Annotated in this window: 19 protein-coding genes and 1 tRNA gene; 12 read left to right on the forward strand and 8 right to left on the reverse strand. The window is 63.2% G+C overall.

The window, feature by feature from the left end; all coding sequences use genetic code 11:
• Positions 1–132: 132 nt before the first annotated feature.
• From LB528_RS19940 to LB528_RS19950, 3 genes are all read right to left on the reverse strand, one after another.
• Positions 133–819 carry a TerC family protein gene (locus LB528_RS19940; RefSeq protein WP_224509999.1) on the reverse strand — a complete coding sequence of 229 codons (687 nt, stop codon included), beginning with the start codon at positions 817–819 and terminating at the stop codon, positions 133–135.
• Between the two features lie 166 nt (positions 820–985).
• The gene (locus LB528_RS19945; RefSeq protein ID WP_224509995.1) at positions 986–1393 is read right to left on the reverse strand and encodes a DUF930 domain-containing protein; all 408 of its coding nucleotides are present in this window, start codon (positions 1391–1393) and stop codon (positions 986–988) included.
• 201 nt (positions 1394–1594) lie between these two features.
• Positions 1595–1684 (reverse strand) — tRNA-Ser (locus LB528_RS19950).
• Positions 1685–1997: 313 nt separating this feature from the next.
• Here LB528_RS19950 and LB528_RS19955 point away from each other — a divergent pair.
• Positions 1998–2321 (forward strand): YybH family protein, encoded by a 324-nt coding sequence (locus LB528_RS19955; RefSeq protein WP_224716029.1) that lies wholly within the window; start codon positions 1998–2000, stop codon positions 2319–2321.
• Between the two features lie 335 nt (positions 2322–2656).
• Here LB528_RS19955 and LB528_RS19960 read toward each other — a convergent pair whose 3' ends face one another.
• Complete coding sequence (locus LB528_RS19960) at positions 2657–2932, reverse strand: hypothetical protein (RefSeq protein WP_224716030.1); 276 nt, start codon at positions 2930–2932, stop codon at positions 2657–2659.
• On the opposite strand from LB528_RS19960, the gene LB528_RS19965 reads away from it, so the two are divergent.
• The 9 genes from LB528_RS19965 to LB528_RS20005 all read left to right on the forward strand — a co-directional run bounded on the left by LB528_RS19965 (position 2931) and on the right by LB528_RS20005 (position 12218).
• Positions 2931–4193 carry a septal ring lytic transglycosylase RlpA family protein gene (locus LB528_RS19965; protein ID WP_224716031.1) on the forward strand — a complete coding sequence of 421 codons (1263 nt, stop codon included), beginning with the start codon at positions 2931–2933 and terminating at the stop codon, positions 4191–4193. The two genes, LB528_RS19960 and LB528_RS19965, sit on opposite strands and share 2 nt — an antisense overlap.
• A 117-nt stretch (positions 4194–4310) precedes the next feature.
• Complete coding sequence (locus LB528_RS19970) at positions 4311–5489, forward strand: D-alanyl-D-alanine carboxypeptidase family protein (protein WP_224716076.1); 1179 nt, start codon at positions 4311–4313, stop codon at positions 5487–5489.
• A gap of 72 nt (positions 5490–5561) precedes the next feature.
• Positions 5562–6236 (forward strand): dTMP kinase, encoded by a 675-nt coding sequence (gene tmk / locus LB528_RS19975; protein ID WP_224716032.1) that lies wholly within the window; start codon positions 5562–5564, stop codon positions 6234–6236.
• Positions 6233–7288: a DNA polymerase III subunit delta' gene (locus LB528_RS19980; RefSeq protein WP_224716033.1), complete on the forward strand. Its 1056-nt coding sequence runs from the start codon at positions 6233–6235 to the stop codon at positions 7286–7288. Before tmk ends, LB528_RS19980 begins: the two co-directional genes overlap by 4 nt.
• A 133-nt stretch (positions 7289–7421) precedes the next feature.
• On the forward strand, positions 7422–8966 hold the full coding sequence (metG, locus tag LB528_RS19985) for a methionine--tRNA ligase (RefSeq protein WP_224716034.1): 1545 nt from the start codon (positions 7422–7424) through the stop codon (positions 8964–8966).
• Positions 8966–9760 carry a TatD family hydrolase gene (locus LB528_RS19990; RefSeq protein WP_224716035.1) on the forward strand — a complete coding sequence of 265 codons (795 nt, stop codon included), beginning with the start codon at positions 8966–8968 and terminating at the stop codon, positions 9758–9760. The genes metG and LB528_RS19990 overlap by 1 nt, the downstream gene beginning before the upstream one ends.
• Before the next feature lie 3 nt (positions 9761–9763).
• Positions 9764–10585, forward strand: coding sequence for an MBL fold metallo-hydrolase (locus tag LB528_RS19995; RefSeq protein ID WP_224716036.1), 822 nt, complete (start codon positions 9764–9766; stop codon positions 10583–10585).
• Between the two features lie 309 nt (positions 10586–10894).
• Positions 10895–11737: an alpha/beta fold hydrolase gene (locus LB528_RS20000; protein WP_224716037.1), complete on the forward strand. Its 843-nt coding sequence runs from the start codon at positions 10895–10897 to the stop codon at positions 11735–11737.
• A 133-nt stretch (positions 11738–11870) separates the two neighbouring features.
• Positions 11871–12218: a class I SAM-dependent methyltransferase gene (locus LB528_RS20005; RefSeq protein ID WP_224716038.1), complete on the forward strand. Its 348-nt coding sequence runs from the start codon at positions 11871–11873 to the stop codon at positions 12216–12218.
• Positions 12219–12331: 113 nt separating this feature from the next.
• Here the strand turns inward: LB528_RS20005 and LB528_RS20010 are convergent, their stop codons facing one another.
• The 4 genes from LB528_RS20010 to LB528_RS20025 all read right to left on the reverse strand — a co-directional run bounded on the left by LB528_RS20010 (position 12332) and on the right by LB528_RS20025 (position 15437).
• Entirely contained in the window at positions 12332–13207 is an 876-nt protein-coding gene (locus tag LB528_RS20010; protein ID WP_224716039.1) for an aldose 1-epimerase family protein, read from the reverse strand.
• A 173-nt stretch (positions 13208–13380) separates the two neighbouring features.
• The gene (locus tag LB528_RS20015) at positions 13381–14097 is read right to left on the reverse strand and encodes a Bax inhibitor-1/YccA family protein (RefSeq protein WP_095765448.1); all 717 of its coding nucleotides are present in this window, start codon (positions 14095–14097) and stop codon (positions 13381–13383) included.
• A gap of 36 nt (positions 14098–14133) precedes the next feature.
• Entirely contained in the window at positions 14134–14907 is a 774-nt protein-coding gene (locus tag LB528_RS20020) for an anti-sigma factor family protein (protein ID WP_224716040.1), read from the reverse strand.
• Positions 14904–15437, reverse strand: coding sequence for a sigma-70 family RNA polymerase sigma factor (locus tag LB528_RS20025; RefSeq protein WP_411962223.1), 534 nt, complete (start codon positions 15435–15437; stop codon positions 14904–14906). Before LB528_RS20025 ends, LB528_RS20020 begins: the two co-directional genes overlap by 4 nt.
• Before the next feature lie 133 nt (positions 15438–15570).
• On the opposite strand from LB528_RS20025, the gene LB528_RS20030 reads away from it, so the two are divergent.
• Both LB528_RS20030 and mazG read left to right on the forward strand, forming a co-directional pair.
• Positions 15571–16755, forward strand: coding sequence for an aromatic amino acid transaminase (locus LB528_RS20030; RefSeq protein WP_224716042.1), 1185 nt, complete (start codon positions 15571–15573; stop codon positions 16753–16755).
• Positions 16756–16837: 82 nt separating this feature from the next.
• On the forward strand, positions 16838–17662 hold the full coding sequence (gene mazG / locus LB528_RS20035) for a nucleoside triphosphate pyrophosphohydrolase (RefSeq protein ID WP_224716043.1): 825 nt from the start codon (positions 16838–16840) through the stop codon (positions 17660–17662).
• The last annotated feature ends 8 nt before the right edge of the window (positions 17663–17670 follow it).

Raw genomic sequence — 17670 nt, forward strand, 5'->3', positions numbered from 1 at the left:
CGTGAACCGCTTCGACGCAAACTGAAGCGGACAAATGATGTGCTACCAAACCGGACAACTTGATTAGCTACCGACACCTGCCCGTGACCGAGACAAGAGGCGATGGGGGTAGCCGCTCGCCTCGAAAGAGCGTCAGTGGCCGTCCGGCCCGAACCAGGGCGCCAGGAAGGCAAAATGGTCGGGAAACTGCTGCACGGCGCCGCCGAGAAGCATGTTCACCGCGACGTAGAGAATGATCAGCAGGCCGACATAGGCGATCCAGCGGTATTTGTGCAGCAGGCGCGCGACAAAGGATGCGGCAAAGCCCATCAGCGCGATCGAAAGGGCCAGTCCGATGATCAGCACCGTGGGGTGCTTCATGGCGGCGCCGGCAACGGCCAGAACGTTGTCGAGCGACATGGAAACGTCGGCAATGACGATCTGCCAGGCGGCCTGCGAGAAGGTCTTTCGCGGGCCCTTGCCGGAGACGGATCCATCCTTGTTGTAATCGCTGTTCGACAGCGCCTCGGTGGCATCACGCTCGTCGTCATGGCTCACGCGTAGCTCGCGCCACATCTTCCAGCACACCCACAGAAGCAGAAGTCCGCCAGCGATGAGCAGCATGGGGCCGATGCTCAGCAGCCATTGCGTGATCAGGGCAAAGACGATGCGCAGAACCGTGGCTGCCGCGATGCCGACAAGGATGGCGCGCTTGCGCTGATCCGCGGGAAGGCCGGCTGCCGCAAGGCCGATCACGATTGCGTTGTCGCCGGCGAGGGCGAGATCGATTGCGACGACCTGGAGGAGAGCTGAAAGGCCTGTGGCAGTGAATATTTCCATCGACTAGAAATCCTTGCCTGAAATGAATGTGGCCCTTTACCTCGACGGGCCTAAAGGCATGGTCCACCGGCGTCAAGACGCAGGGTTGGACATCGCCGGAAAACAACGCCGCCGGCGCAAGCCGTCAAAGATTTCGGGTGTTTGCCGGCAAGGGCAAGGCCGAAAACTAGTCGTAGAGATTATATTTGGACCAGTCGGATTCCGGGATTTCGTCGCCGATCCTGTAGCGGAACTGCAGCACCTGCATGTGGTCCGGCGCGGTCTGGCATTTGAACTTCAGCCGGTACCATTGGCCCTTGCTACGGAAGGCGGCGCCCGAGCTCTTTATGGCATCGGCGCTCATCTGCGGCGTGGCGAAGGCGTAGGCCACGACACGGTCGGCCTTGTAGTTATGATCGTCGTGGCTGATCCGGTCGAGCACCTCTGCGTCACACCGCTGCTCAAGGCGGGTCTCAGGATCGAGTTTCATCAGGCCGGCGCGCAACGCATTGTCCATCGCCTTGGCCGGCAAGACCAGCATCAACGACGCCAAAACCATCAGGCAGAGCTTTTTCATGGGCGCGAGAAGCAGCATATTTTGTCCGAGAAATCAAATAAACGGTGCTTTACCGCCTGTCGGCTGCCGCGCCGCGCCGGCGCTGCTTTCGTGGTGTCGATCAGGCGATCCGGTGTGCCATTCCGGCCTCGGCGATTTCGCGACTGTCTTCCATCCCGTCGCCACCCAATGGCTGGGATGCCTTTGGATAGGGATTGGAAGCACAGCTTGTGGGCAGCATGGCGGAGGGAGTGGGATTCGAACCCACGGTGAACTTGCGCCCACGCCGGTTTTCAAGACCGGTGCCTTAAACCGCTCGGCCATCCCTCCGCTATGGTTTTTCAACCATTTAGGTCATCGCGACCGGTCGATTCGGTTGGCACCGAAGGCATTCCCGGCCGGTTCGCGCTTCATTCCTGTAGTGCGGCTGCCGGGGCCGCGTCAACCACTGCGGCTGCACCTTCCAACTGTCGTGGCAAAAGGTCTGGAAGAATATTCGGCGTGACCCGACGGGCTACGTTGCCAGGGCCGGCGGAAACGACATGCACCGGGACGGCTGGGGGAAATCCGCAGGAAAAGACGGCGATCTAGCTGATCGTATTAGTATTAACTAAACTACATCCGGGCGGCGAAGGAGGTAACTATGCCGATCCGAGATGATCTGCAGGAGCTTTGGGACGTGTATGTCGCAGCGTACCGATCGGGGAATGCATCTGGCTGTGCTGCTATCTTCACCGAGAACGCGGAAATGCATTCTCCCTATGGGCCTCCGGCGCGGGGGCGCGCGGCAATAGAGGCGCTGCACGACATTTGGGTTCAACATGCCGGGCCTAATAAGACCCTTCAGGTGATCGAAGCGGGTAGCTCCGGAAATCTGGCTTGGACACTGGCTGCCTATTCGGAAGGAGAGGCGGTCGGCAACGGCACCTCGCTGAGTGTCTTTGAGCATCAGGCTGGCGGAGGTTAGCTGATCCGGATGTGCAGTCTCAACAGTACCGACGCCACCGGATAGATGTATAGCTGGCCACAGCGGCACGGCGGCGATCATCCCAATCGCGCCGACGTACAGTACGACTTATGCATGGTAAGCCCCGACCTTGGCCAAAATCAGGTTGCTTCCCGCTTCGTCCTGCTAGCCGATTCGATGCATTGACAATGCCGTCAAAAGCCAGTCAATCTCAATCTTCTAATACTTTGACAGGGGGGCAATCATGAAGAAACCTACGGGAAACCCGTGCTGACAAAGCGTGGCATGCTATCTCATGCGACGGCCCAGCAGCTGCCGTCCGATGCGCGGGCGGATTAGCGGACGACCTTACTCTTATTCGGATTTGCCGTCGGTCTTGTGGCCGACGCTGTTGGCAGCAGGGCATTCCCGAACAGCACGGACTTTCCGAGCCACGGTGGCACCGCCCGCGCCATGACCTCGGCCATAATCTCGCCCTTTTGCTGCCATAATCGATTAACATCGTGATAAACAATTCCTGTGCAAAAGGGATTGGGGATCAAGGTGTTGCTGGCATCGGCGGACGCTTGGCTCCGTCGAGTGGCAGCACGGTAGGGGACAATCGAAAACATGCAGACTCCGGCGCGCCCGCGTCTTCGTCGCGCTTCTGCTTTCGCCCTGTGCGCCCTTTCGGGCCTGCTTTTGGCTGCCTGCGCCTCACAACCCGAACCGAAGGGGATGGTCTACAAGAAGGCCCGCTCCAAGGAATATTTCGCCGAATCCGAATATGGGGTGAAGGCGAGCCCGCGTGTCCAGTTCATGCGGCGCGGCGGCGGCCGCGACCAGCTTGGCAAGCCCTACCAGGTGCGCGGCAAGTGGTACTTTCCCAAGGAAGAGAAGAACTACGCCAAGGTAGGACTAGCCTCGTGGTATGGCGATGCCTTCCACGGCCGTTTGACCGCCAATGGCGAAGTCTATGACATGACGCATCTGACGGCGGCGCATCCGACGATGCCGCTGCCGAGCTATGCCCGCGTCACCAACCTAGAGACCGGCAGTTCGGTGATCGTGCGCGTCAACGATCGCGGCCCCTATCATGAAGGCCGCATCATCGACGTCTCCGAACGCGCGGCGCAGATGCTCGACTATGACAAGGTCGGCACCGCCAGGGTCAAAGTGGAGTATGTCGGCCGCGCGCCGCTCGACGGCGATGACGACCAGTATCTGGTGGCCTCCTACCACCCCGGCAAGAACCGCCCGGATCCGTCGGACGGCCTGCCGACCGGCGTGATGGTGGCCATGAACGGCCCGTCGCCGAGCGTGCCGGTGGGGGCGTCGCCGGCCGCCGTGCCGTTCCCGGGCCAGCTGACCAATTCGGGGCAAGCTTTTGACGCGCAGCCGGGGCTATCGGAGCAGCCTACCGTGCAGCCGGCAGCCTTCCCGGTGCAGAGCGCCAGCGATGTCGCGCTGCCCGATTTCGGGCCGATCGTGCCGGAACGGCCGGATCTCGGTCTTCCTGCGAACTCGCCTTTCGCCATGGCTTCGCTGTCCTACGCGGATGAGCGGGTAAAGCGCGCCGATGTTTTTGCCGCGCTCGATACCGGCGGCATGTCGCCGGCCGATATCCTGCAGTCGTGGCGAAAATCGAACCGCCAGGAACAGGCGCTTGCGCCCGACTATGTCGCCGCCGGTTCCTTCGACAAAGCAGCGGAGGCAAAGCGCGTCGCCGCCGCGCTGGAGCCGTTCGGCCGGACCGAGATCCAGCGCACCGAATTCGACGGCAATGACTGGTATGCGGTCAACGTTTATCCGAACGGCCATGGCAGCATCGACGATCTGCTTCAGGCAGCTTGGTCGCATGGCGCGCCGGACGCGCTGGTTGTGCGTAACTAATCAAATTCACGCTACCCGTTGATCCGGCTGAAAAAATCCTGATAGCTTGGCCGCGGGGTAGTCTTTGCGCATTCCGGGGCGACCCCCTCCGGTATTGCTCAGATGGGTCGACATTTCATGCAATTGCGCATTCTTCCGCCTTTCGCCAGCGTTCTGGGATTGGTGCTGATGTTGCTTTGCTGCGTCCCGGCAAGCGCACAGCTTTTCGAGACCAAGGCGACGCAGGCGTTCATGATCGATGCCGACACCGGCACAGTGCTCTTGGCCAAGGACCCCGACAAGCCGATCCCGCCCGCCTCGATGGCCAAGCTGATGACGATGGAAATGGTCTTCAACGCCATCAAGTCGAAGCGGATCACGCTCGATGACACTTTTGTCGTCAGCGAAAACGCCTGGCGCACCGGCGGCGCGCCGTCCGGAACCTCGACCATGTTCGCCAAGCTCAAATCCGAGGTTCGCGTCGAGGATCTGATCCAGGGTGTCACCGTGCAGGCCGCCAATGACGGCTGCATCGTGCTCGCCGAGGGGATGGCGGGCTCGGAAGCGAATTTCGCCGCGCAGATGACCGATCGCGCCCGCCAGCTCGGCCTCTCGAAATCGACCTTCGTCAATTCGACCGGTCTGCCGGCCGACGGGCAGCAGACGACGGTGCGGGAACTGACGATGCTGGCGCTGCATCTGTGGCGCGACTATCCGGAGTTCTTCCACTATTACGGCCAGCCGGACTTCACCTGGAACAAGATATCGCAGAGGAACCGCAATCCGCTGATCGCCATGGGCATCGAGGCCGATGGCTTCGTGGCAGGCGCCAGCGAGCAGGCGGGTTTCGGCCTGGTCGGCACCGTCAGTCACAACGGCACGCGCGTGATTGCCGCTCTCAGCGGACTGGCAAATGACCGCGAACGCTCCGAAGAAGCGCGCAAGCTGCTCGAGTGGGGCTCGCGGTCATTCCAGAAGACCGAGATCTTCGCCAAGGACGAGGTGGTCGGGGAAGCACAGGTTTTCGGCGGCGCCAAATCCGGCCTGGCCTTGAAAGCCAAAGGCCCCGTGGACATCTTTCTGCCGATAGCCAACCGAGACAAGCTGACCGCCAGGATCGTCTATCAGGGTCCGGTATCGGCACCGGTCGAGGAGGGGCAACCGGTCGGGGAATTGCGCGTTTGGATAGGCGAGACGCTGAGCCAGCAGACGCCGCTCTATGCCGCCGAGTCGGTGAAAGTGGGCACGCTGCCGCAGCGTGCGCTCGACGCGGCCAAGGAACTCGCTGTCGGCTGGCTGCGTCAGAAACATTTGTGAACGGGCAAGTTCGTGGACCTTTTGTCGGACGGGAGCTATGACAGCGGCCAGCGCGAGCAAAGGCAATCTCGATTGGCGAGCGGATTTTTCATCACCTTCGAGGGCGGCGAAGGAGCAGGCAAGTCGACGCAGATCGAGCGGCTGGCGCGGCGCATGCGCGCCAAGAAATACGAGGTCCTGGTCAGCCGCGAGCCGGGCGGATCGCCCGGTGCCGAGGCCGTAAGGCATGTGCTTCTGTCCGGGGCGGCCGAACCGTTCGGCCCGAAGATGGAGGCGATCCTGTTCGCCGCCGCGCGCTCCGACCATGTCGAGCAGGTCATCCGGCCGGCGGTCGAGCGCGGCTCGATCGTGCTGTGCGACCGCTTCATCGATTCCTCTCGCGTCTACCAGGGCGTCACCGGCGGGCTCGATGCCGATTTCATGAAGGCGCTGGAGGCGGTGGCCATCAACGGCATGATGCCCGACATGACGCTGATCTTCGACATCGATCCCGCTGAAGGCCTGAAGCGGGCCGCCGCACGGCGCGGCGCCGGTGACGCCGCCGATCGCTTCGAGAAGGAGACTTTGGCCATCCACCGGCGGCGGCGCGAGGCTTTCCTGGCCATCGCCGCGGCCGAACCGGAGCGCTGCGTCGTCATCGACGCCTCCGCCGATCCCGATACGGTGGAGAATGTCGTCACCTCCGTCGTCTTCGCGGCGCTGGAAGAGCGGATGCCGGCGCAAAGGATTGAGACGGCGTCGGCATGATCTTCGAACGCATCGCCCCCGAACAGCACGACACGCTGGACGGTGTGCCCGAGCCCGCCGAAACGCCGCGGCTGATCGGCCACGCGACGGCGGCAGGGATGCTTGCAAGCGCCTACCGCGCCGGCAAGCTGCCGCATGCGCTGATTTTCACCGGGCCGCAGGGCATCGGCAAGGCGACGCTGGCGTTCCACATGGCGCACCATCTGTTGAGATATCCGGATTTCAAGACGGCGCCCGACACGCTTGCCGTTCCCGATCCCGCCTCGTCGCTGTTTCGCCAGATCGCCACCGGCGCGCACCCTTCAGTGCTGCATCTCACCCGTCCGGCCAACGAGAAGACCAAGAGCTTCAAGACGGTGCTGACCGTCGATGAGATCCGCAAGGTCAGCCGCTTTCTGTCGATGACCTCGCATGACGGCAGCTACCGCGTCGTCATCGTCGATCCGGCCGACGACATGAACACCAACGCCGCCAATGCCTTGCTCAAGAATCTCGAAGAGCCGCCGGCGCGCACCTTGTTCATTCTGGTGGTGCATGCGCCGGGCAGCCTGTTGCCGACGATCCGCTCGCGCTGCCAGATGGTGCGGCTGGCGCCTTTGGCCGCCGACGAGCTGATGGCGGTGCTGGAAAATGTCGAGCCGCCGCCGCCGGACGATCCGGCCGCGCGCGCGGCGCTCGCCGAGCGGGCAGGGGGCAGCGCCCGCAACGCGATCCTGCTCACTCAATATGGCGGGCTGGAAATCGCCGGAGCGCTCGACACGCTGGTGACGGCCCGGAAGCCGGATATTTCCGGCGCGCACCGGCTTGCCGAGGCCGTAGCGGGACGCGACCAGGCGATCCAGTTCGACATCTTCAACCGTCGCGCGCTCGATCTGCTATCGGCCGCCGCCAGCGAAGCGGCATTGTCCGGCAATCTCGCCAGGGCCAAAACGCTGTCCGAGGCTTGGCACGAGGCGTTGAACACGATATCTGAGGCCGAGACCTACAACCTCGACAAGAAGCAGCACGCCCTGACCATGATCGACCGCCTGAATTCTGCGATGCGAATGTGACGGCTTCTCTGGTGCATGCCGTTGCCCCAAAACCGGGGCCACTTTTCGGCGGCATGCAGCGGGATGGCAATAGCCATGCCGATAGGATATCCAGCGCCACGGCTTCCATTCAGACATTCATGACGGTTCATTCATGTCACGCGACACATTCTACATCACGACCGCGATCTCGTACCCGAACGGCAAGCCGCATATCGGCCATGCCTATGAGCTGATCGCCACCGACGCGCTTGCCCGCTTCCAGCGCCTCGACGGCAAGGACGTCTTCTTCCTGACCGGCACCGACGAACACGGCATCAAGATGCTGCAGACGGCGCGCAAGGAAGACATCACGGCGCGCGAGCTCGCCGACCGCAACTCGGCCGAGTTCAGGCGCATGGCGAGCGCGCTCAACGCGTCCAACGACGATTTCATCCGCACCACCGAGGAGCGGCATTATGCGTCCTCCCAGGCGATCTGGAAGGCGATGGCCGCTAATGGCGACATCTACAAGGGCGGCTATGCCGGCTGGTACTCGGTGCGCGACGAAGCCTATTACGGCGAGGAGGAGACCGAGGTCCGCGCCGACAATGTGCGCTACGGGCCGCAGGGAACCCCTGTCGAATGGGTCGAGGAAGAAAGCTATTTCTTCCGGCTGTCGGCCTACCAGGACAGACTGATCGCGCTTTACGAGAGCCAGCCCGATTTTATCGGCCCGGCCGAGCGTCGCAACGAGGTGATGAGCTTTGTCAAATCGGGGCTGAAGGACCTGTCGGTCTCGCGCACCACTTTCAATTGGGGCGTGCCGGTGCCGGGCGACGAAAAGCATGTGATGTATGTGTGGGTCGACGCCTTGACAAATTACATCACCGGCATCGGCTATCCCAATGAAAATGATGGGAAATGGCGCTTTTGGCCAGCCGACGCGCACATCATCGGCAAGGACATCGTGCGCTTCCACGCCGTTTATTGGCCGGCCTTCCTGATGTCGGCGGGAATCCCGCTGCCGAAGCGCGTCTTCGGCCACGGCTTCCTGTTCAACCGCGGTGAGAAGATGTCCAAGTCGGTCGGCAACGTCATCGACCCGTTCACGATGGTCGAGCACTACGGCGTCGATCAGGTGCGCTATTTCTTCCTGCGCGAGGTGCCGTTCGGCCAGGATGGCAACTACAGCCATGAAGCGATCGTCAACCGGACGAATGCCGACCTCGCCAACGGCCTCGGCAATCTGGCGCAGCGCTCGCTGTCGATGATTGCCAAGAACTGCGGCGGCGCGGTGCCGAAGCGCGGGGAACTAACCGAAGCCGACACGGCGATCCTCGACCAGGCGGTCGAAGCGCTGGCCGTTTCGCGCCGGGCGATGGCGGAGCAGAGCATCCATCTGGCGCTGGCGGCGATTTTTGGCGTGGTTGCCGAGGCGGACCGCTATTTCGCGTCCCAGGAACCATGGGCTCTGCGCAAAACCAATCCGGAGCGCATGGAAACGGTGCTTTGGACGACGGCCGAGGTGGTGCGCCGCGTGACGCTGCTTTGCCAGCCGTTCATTCCCGGATCGGCCGCGAAGCTGCTCGACCTGCTGGCCGTGCCGGCTGAGAGCCGCGCTTTCGAGCACGTCCATGCCGACCACGCGCTGGAGCCAGGCACCGCCTTGCCGGCGCCGGAGGGCGTGTTTCCGCGTTATGTCGAGCAGAGCGCCTGATGCTGGTCGACAGTCATTGTCATCTCGATTTTCCGGACTTCGCCGAGGAGCGGGCGGCTATCGTCGCCCGCGCCCTCGCCGCCGGAATCGGCCGCATGGTCACGATCTCGACACGCGTGAGGCGTTTTCGGCAGATCCTTGAAATCGCTGAATCTTTCAATGAAGTCTATTGCTCGGTCGGCACCCATCCGCACAATGCGGCCGAGGAGCTCGACGTCACCGCTGACGAGCTGGTCCGGCTCTCCGGCCATCCAAAGGTGGTGGCGATCGGCGAAGCCGGGCTGGACTACTACTACGACAAGGCGCCGCGCGATGCGCAGGCGCAGGGTTTTCGCACCCATATCGCGGCCGCGCGCCAGACCGGCCTGCCGCTGGTCATCCATTCGCGCGATGCCGACGACGACATGGCGACGATCCTCGAGGACGAAACAGGGAAGGGCGCCTTTCCCTTCATCCTGCATTGTTTTTCGTCCGGACGCAGGCTGGCTGAAGTCGGCGTGGCGCTGGGCGGCTATGTCTCCTTCTCCGGCATCCTTACCTTCAAGAACTCCACCGAGCTGCGCGCCATCGCCGCCGATGTCCCGCGCGACAGGCTGCTGGTCGAGACAGACGCGCCTTACCTTGCGCCGGTCCCGCATCGCGGGAAACGCAACGAACCGGCCTATGTGGCGAATACGGCGAAGGTGCTTGCCGAGACCATCGGCGTCAGCGAGGCCGAAATCGCTGATATCACCACCGGGAACTTCTTCAGGCTGTTCACCAAGATGCCGCGTCCCGACACGGCTGCAGGCTGAGGCATGAGCGACCGGCTGCGCTTTACCGTCCTTGGCTGCGGCTCATCGCCCGGCACACCGCGCATCACCGGCGACTGGGGCAATTGCGACCCCAAGAACCCGAGGAACCGGCGCATGCGCACGGCCGCCCTGGTCGAGCGGATTGCCGCCAATGGCGCGCGCACCACGGTCGTCATCGACACCGGGCCGGACTTCCGCGAGCAGATGCTGCTGGCCTCGGTCAAGCGCATCGACGCGGTTGTCTACACGCATCCGCATGCCGACCACATCCACGGCATCGACGATCTGCGCGGCTATGTGCTCGAGCAACGCCATCGGATCGACATCCATGCCGACGAGCCGACCATGCTGCGGTTGCGCCAGGCGTTCGGCTATTGCTTCGAGACGCCACCCGGCAGCTCTTATCCGCCGATCGTCGAGGCACACATCATCGATCACGCGAGGCCGGTCGTGATCGAAGGCGAGGGGGGCGCCCTCACCCTTGAGCCGCTGCCGCAGTTCCATGGCGATATCATCTCGCTCGGCTTCCGCATCGGCGGGCTTGCCTATTGCCCTGATATCAGCGGCTTCCCGGACGCGACCATGGAACGTTTGCGCGACCTCGATATGTTGGTGATCGATGCGCTGCAGTACAACACCCATCCCAGCCATCTGTCGCTCGGCCAGGCATTGGAGTGGATCGATAAGCTGGCGCCAAGGAACGCCGTGCTGACGCATATGCATGTGCCGTTGGATTATGCCGTCGTGATGACCGAGACGCCGGAACACGTAGTGCCGGCCTATGACGGCATGGTGGTCGAAATCCTTTACGAGTCAGAACGATAGCGACGCCTGCTTAGTTGTTGCCGCAGTTCGTCTGTCGAACCTTCTGCTGCGATCTCGAAGCCGAGCGGCCGACGAGTTAGTTCCATAATCTATCTTATGCGACTTTCTGGTGTGCGACGAAGATGTCGAGCGCCTTGTGTTACACAGCCCTGCTCGCCAGCCGCACAGAGCTGTTGCGCATCCGTATGCCACCACCTCCTTTCAAACACGTCGGATGCTGGCACAAGTCGTCCCTCGTTGCCGGGAAAGTGTTCGGAACTCAACCGCCGAACCTCGCGTTGGCCTGGTGAGCGGTTTGAGGACCTTTGCATGCGTTCACGGATTGAGTTGGCAAGCGGCACGGAATTGTCTTTCCTCACGGCTGGAGAGCCCTCCAAACCGGCTCTTCTGCTTCTTCACGGTTTTCCGAGTTCCTCCAGGACCTTTCGCAACGTCATTCCCGCATTGTCGAAGGTGGCTTATGTGGTTGCTCCCGACATGCCTGGGTTCGGCATGTCCGATGCTCTGCCCGAGCCGTCCTTTGATGGTTTTGCAGATGCGATCTCGGAGTTGCTCAGCCATCTCTCGGTCGGCCCGCGCTACATCTACCTTCATGACTTTGGCGCGCCGGTCGGGCTGCGGATAGCCATGCAGGCTCCCGATGCGGTATTGGGCTTGATCATCCAAAACGCCAACGCCCATCGGAGCGGAATGGGGCCATCATGGAAGGCGACGCAGGACTTTTGGGTCAATCCGAATCCCGACAATGAAGCGAAAGCCACCGCGCATCTGACCTTCGAGGGCACGCGCGACCAATATGTGACAGGTGTTCCCGACGATGTCGTCGCGCAAATTCCGCACGAGAACTGGGAGGAAGACTGGCGCGTGATGCAGCGCCCCGGAGGCATGGAGACGCAGCATGCGCTCGTTGCGGACTATGGCAATTACGTCGCTCGCTTCGACGCGATTGCCGACTATCTGCGGCGCAGGCAGCCCCGCGCCCTGATGCTGTGGGGCCGGCACGACACGTTCTTCGACCTGGCAGAGACGCTGTCATGGATGCAGGCCCTGCCGAGGATGGAAGCACACATTCTCGACGGGCCTCATTTCCTGCTGGAAACGCATGCCAACCAAGCTGCGTCGTTTATGGTCGACTTCCTGGAACGGCAATAGTCCTTGAGTCTGGCCGACCCGAACGCGGCCGACGCCTGGGGATACATTGTCCGGCATCAATGTTCTGGCCGCTGCCCTGTCCGCCATTTCCGTCTCGCTTTCCTGGCGCAGACCAGATTGGATAATTTATTTCATGGCTGCCGGAATCTCAGATCGGATATCCGCCTTCGTCGGAGCGCTTCCATTGAAGCCGGGACTTCGCGTCCTGGAGATCGGATGCGGTCCCGGCGTTGCCGCTCGCGACGTCGCTCGCCGCATCGGCGACGGCTTCATTCTGGCCATCGACCGTTCGGAGAAGGCAATCCGATTGGCGCGGGCGCGATCGGCTGATGAGATGGCTTGGGGCTGCCTCGATTTCAGGCATGCGGCAATCGAAGACTTCGCATTGAATGCTGGCGAGGCTCTTTTCGACATCGCCTTTACCATGCGGGTCGGCGCGCTCGACGGGCGCCACCCCGAGGCCAACCGTGCGGCCAGGTAGATGACGTCGCCTTCGGCGATGCGCTTGCCGCCGTACATGGTTTTCTGGGCGGCGAAGACGAACGTCTCCGCCGCCGGGTCCTCGATCTCGGTCTTGATGGCGTATGCCATGCCCTACGGTTCCCGGGTGAGGCCGATCCGGTACGTCAGCACGCGCCGGCCGCTCGGTTCGATCAGCATGACGCCCGGCTTGTCGGCGAACTCGCCGTCGAAATCGATGGGACTGGCGGTGCCGTGCCAGGGCTCTATGCAGAGGAAGGGCGCGCCGCCAGGCTTGGACCAGATGCCCAGCTCATTGAATCCCTGCCACGACATCTCGATCGCCGGCCCGCGCCCGGCGGCGTAGCGCAGGCTCTTGCTCGCCGGCTTGTCGAGGATGACGGCGTCGTCGTCGAACAGTCTTTCGGAAACCGGCAGCGTCCTTCCCTCGATGGGCGTCGGTTGCAGGTCCGGCAGCAGCAGACCGTCCTTCAGGCGGCGGACCGGCGCCGGCTCATTGTCGGCGAAGGTCAGCCGATAGACTTCCTTCGGCAGTTCCGGCAACAGCGGCCAATTGAACGCCGGATGCGCGCCGATCGAGGCCGGCAGCGGTTGGTCGCCGGTGTTGGCGATCTCGAAGGTCACGCCGAGTTGCCGTGGTTTCAGCTCGTAGCTGATGGCGAGACGGAAGGCGAAGGGATAGTGCGTCCGGGTCCCGGGGTCATCCGTCAGGAACAATGTGCAGGAGGTCGGCCCCTGCTCCGCCCAGGCAAAGCGCCTGTCGCGCGCGAATCCATGCTGCGTCATCGGATAGGTTTGGCCGCGATGTCGGAGCTGATCGCCTTTCAACTTGCCGACGATTGGGAACAGGACCGGCGAATGACGGCGCCACGCGGGACCTGCCTGCCATAGAAGCTCGGTGCCGTCGCCATCGCGCAGCGAGACCAGTTCGGCCCCCTGCCCGACGATGGTCGCCGAAATGCCGTCAGCGTGAAGCGTCAGCTGGTCCATTGCGTCCTCGCGGCTGGCTGGTGGCCGGCAGGCTAGCAAAAGGCCGCGCGAACTCAAGCGCGGCAGGCAGATCGCACCTGGTCGTGGACGCCTTGGTGCGCGATCGACAAAAAAGGCCGGAGGTCTCCCTCCGGCCGTGCCGTGGTCGGTAGCGTTGCCCGCTGCGGTCCGGCTTATTCGCGCTCGCCGGTGAAATTCAGGAGCAGCTGGAAGATGTTGATGAAGTTCAGATAGAGCGAGAAGGCGCCGAAGACGGCGAGTTTCTGCTGCGATTCCGCATCGAAATTCTCCGCATACTGCTCCTTGATCGTCTGCGTGTCCCAGGCGGTGAGGCCGATGAAGACGGCAATGCCGATCACCGAGATGGCGAATTGCAGCGCAGTCGAACCGAGGAACAGGTTGACCAGGCTGGCGATCACCACGCCGATCAAGCCCATGATCAGGAAGGACGAGAACTGCGTCAGGTCGCGCCTGGTCGTGTAGCCGTAGAGGCTGGTGGCGCCGAACATCGTGGCGGCGATGAAGAAGGTGCGCGCGATGCTGGTCGAGGTGAAGACCAGGAACACCGAGGCGAGCGACAGGCCCATGACCGCGCAGAAGGCCCAGAACATCGCCTGCGCGCTCGCGGCCGACATGGTCTGCATCCTGAACGAGAACAGCATGACGAAGGCGAGCGGCGCCAGCATCACCACCCATTTCAGCGGGCTGGAGAAGATCGGTACATAAAGCGCCGGCGTCGAGGCCACGAAGAAGGCGACGAGGCCGGTAACGACGAGACCGAGGCCCATATAATTGTAGACGCGCAGCATGTGCTTGCGCAGGCCTTCGTCATAGACGGCTCCGGCCTGGACGCCGGTGCCCATTCGGTATCCCAGATTGGGGCTGTTCATTCGGTTTCTCCTTGGTTCTCGGTAGAGGGTTTGTTTTCAGTAGAGAGTTCTGGCGAGTTTCTCGGCGGCACGGTCGAGGCTGCCGGCGTCGCCGCGTCCGACCACCGCATAGGCGACCTCGCCGATCTGGAAATACGCGGTTGAGATGTCGTCGGAGGGCGCGATCGTCGGCTTCACCACATCGAACCTGCCCGGCCTGATGGCGAACAACGAGACAAGACCGAGGTCCTTGGTCTCGACCGCTACCTCGACGCTCGGCCCGAATTGCGAGGGATAGACCTGGACGTCGCGGATCTTCCAGTCGTCGGGCAGCGACGGCATGACGATTGCCGTGGCGGCGCGGATCTCGTCGGCATTGTAGCCCGGCGCTTCCTGCTGCGACGGCATCGTTTCGCGCACCAAGGTCGTCCGGTGTGCTCGGACCGCATCCTCGACATAGGCCGGCGGCTGCGTCGAAGCGATCACCTTGGTAACGGCGATCGGCCCGAAAATACCGTTGGCCAGCCAGCCTGCCGCGACCAGAACGGCCGCGGCCGCCGCCCGCTGCAGCACGACAAGCAAACGTCCCCTGGCAAGCGCCCTTTCCAGCCGCCGCGCCGCTTCGGTTGTGGCCGGACGCGCCCTGCCGACCGGCCCGGCAAGCGCGACACGCAGTTCGTCGCGCGTCCTCAGATCCGACATCACGCGCGCCGCCACTTCCGGACGCGCGGCGAGGTGCGCCTCGACCTCGATGCGGCGGGCGACATCCAGCTGGTCGTCGACATAGGCGTCGAGATCGGCATCGGTTACGGGGTCGACAATGGCGGTCATTGATCGTCTCCCACGATCCTGAGATGAGGCCTGGTTTTCGGCGCCGCGCCCTCCTCCAGCTCACGCAGAGCGGCACGCGCGCGGCCGATGCGCGACATCAGCGTTCCGAGCGGCACGCCGATGACTTCGGCGGCCTGCTGATAGGAAAGCCCTTCGATGGCGACGAGATGGAGCGCAGAGCGCTGTTCCTCCGGCAGCGAAAGAAACGCTTCCCGGACCTGCGACAGGCGCACCGAATGGTCCTGCAAGGCCGGCACGCTCTGGTCGGCGGCAAGGCCAGCCTGTTCGATGCGCGCCGCCTCGGAGCGGCGCGAGCGCATGCGGTCGATGAAGATGTTGTGCACGATCGCAAGCAGCCAGGCGCGCAGATTGCCGCCCGAGCGGAAGGTCGCGCGCCGCTCATAGGCGCGCACCAGTGCGTCATGGACGAGATCCTCGGCATCGGCGCTGTCGCGCGTCAGCGAGCGCGCATAGCGCCGCAGCGATCCCAACTGCCCGACGATATCGAAGCGTGCCATCGACCGTTTCATGCGCTGTTTACGGAGCATGTAGGGGTTTTAATCCCCTGCCCGGCATTTCTTTTCGTGTTGCCGGCATCGCGGAAACCGCTGGCGCGGCGGGATCGATTTGCGTATCACTCCGCCGCCATTGGAGTCCTTTTCGATGTTCGAGACCCTGCAGCCCGCGCCCGCCGACAAAATCCTTGCCCTGATCGGCCTTTATCGCAACGATCCACGGCCCGGCAAAGTCGACCTCGGTGTCGGCGTCTACAAGGATATCGACGGCAGGACGCTGGTGATGCGCGCGGTGCGCGAGGCCGAGAAGCGGCTGCTGGCGAGCCAGGACACCAAGACCTATCTCGGCCTTGCCGGCGACACCGGCTTCAACGCAGCCATGATCAAGCTCGCCTTCGGCGAGAAGGCCGACCCTTGGCGCCTCCGCGCGGCGCAGGCGCCCGGCGGCTCCGGCGCGCTCAGGCTGGTGGCCGAGCTTCTGCAGCGCACGCGGCCCGGCGCGACGGTTTGGCTGTCCGACCCGACCTGGCCGAACCATCTGCCGGTGATGCGCGCCGCCGGTTTGCAGGTTCGCGACTATCCCTATTTCGATGCCGCATCGGGCGCGGTCCGCTTCGACGAGATGCTGGCGGCGCTCAAGACCGCCAACAGCGGCGATGTCGTGCTGCTGCATGGCTGCTGCCACAACCCGACCGGCGCCAACCTCGATATCGCGCAGTGGGCCAAGGTCGCCGATGTCCTGCTGGATCGCGGCCTCATGCCTTTCATCGACATCGCCTATCAGGGCTTTGGCGAGGGCCTCGACGCCGATGCCGCCGGCCTGCGGCTGCTGGCCGACAAGGTGCCGGAGATGGTTGTCGCCTCGAGCTGCTCGAAGAATTTTGCCGTCTATCGCGACCGCGTGGGCGCGGCGATGATCATGGCCAAGGACGGCAGCCAGGCTGATGTGGCGATGAGCCAGATGCTGGCGGCGGCGCGTGCGCTTTATTCGATGCCGCCGGATCACGGTGCGGCGGCGGTGCGCATGGTGCTGGAAGACGTCGGCCTGAAAAAGGACTGGGAGACGGAGCTCGAGGAGATGCGGCTGCGCATGCTCAGGCTGCGCGTCGCCTTCGCCGAGGCGTTGCGCCGGCAGTCCAACTCCGACCGCTTCGATTTCGTCGCCAGCCATCGCGGCATGTTTTCGAGGCTTGGGCTGACCGAGGCGCAGGTCGAACGCCTGCGGACCGAGCATGCCGTCTATATGGTCGGCGACAGCCGCATCAACGTGGCCGGCCTGCCGGAGGACGGCATGGACGATCTTGCCAAGGCGATCGTCTCGGTGCTCGACTGAGAGCCCGCTCAGCTGTGGACAATAGGCTTTTGCCGGCCGGCGGGATTGGTCGCCCGCCGCGCTGCGCGCTAGGGTTTGCAGGATGAAACCCTCGAAAGACATTTCACGGCTGATCCAGATCATGGCGGCGCTCAGGGCGCCGAAGACCGGCTGCCCCTGGGACATCGAGCAGAATTTCTCGACCATCGCACCCTATACGATCGAGGAGGCCTATGAAGTGGCCGATGCAATCGCGCGCGGCGACTTCGACGATCTGCGCGAGGAGCTGGGCGATCTGCTGCTGCAGGTCGTCTACCATGCGCAGATGGCTGAGGAGATCGGCGAGTTCGCTTTCGGCGATGTCGTCGAAGCCATCACCACCAAGATGATCCGCCGCCATCCCCACGTCTTCGGCGACGAGAAGGCGCGCAGCGCCGGCATGGCCAAGGGCATGTGGGAGAAGATCAAGGCGGCCGAAAAGGCCGAGAAGCGCGACGCCCGCATCGCGCGCGGGCTCGATCCGGAAGATCACGGCAAGGGCTATCTCGACAGCGTTCCGGTGGCGCTCCCTGCCCTGACACGTGCGCTGAAACTACAGGAAAAGGCTGCACGTGTCGGCTTCGACTGGAGCGAAGCGGCACCCATCCTCGACAAAATAGAGGAAGAGATCGGCGAATTGCGCGAGGCGCTGGCCACGGGCGACGCGGCTCCAATCAAGGACGAATTCGGCGACATGTTGTTTGCCGTCGTCAATCTCGGCCGCCACCTCAAGCTCGATGCGGAAGCGGCGCTCAGCGGCACCAATGAAAAGTTCCGCTCGCGCTTCCACTATGTCGAGCAGGCTTTGGCGGCTTCGGGCAGTTCGCTGGAGAAGGCAACGCTCGACGAGATGGAAGCACTCTGGCAGCAGGCCAAAGGCACCAATTAATCAGCCGG

Origin of the sequence: Mesorhizobium sp. CA4, assembly GCF_020165075.1 — a bacterium.
In the GTDB taxonomy this organism is placed as follows: Bacteria; Pseudomonadota; Alphaproteobacteria; order Rhizobiales; family Rhizobiaceae; genus Mesorhizobium.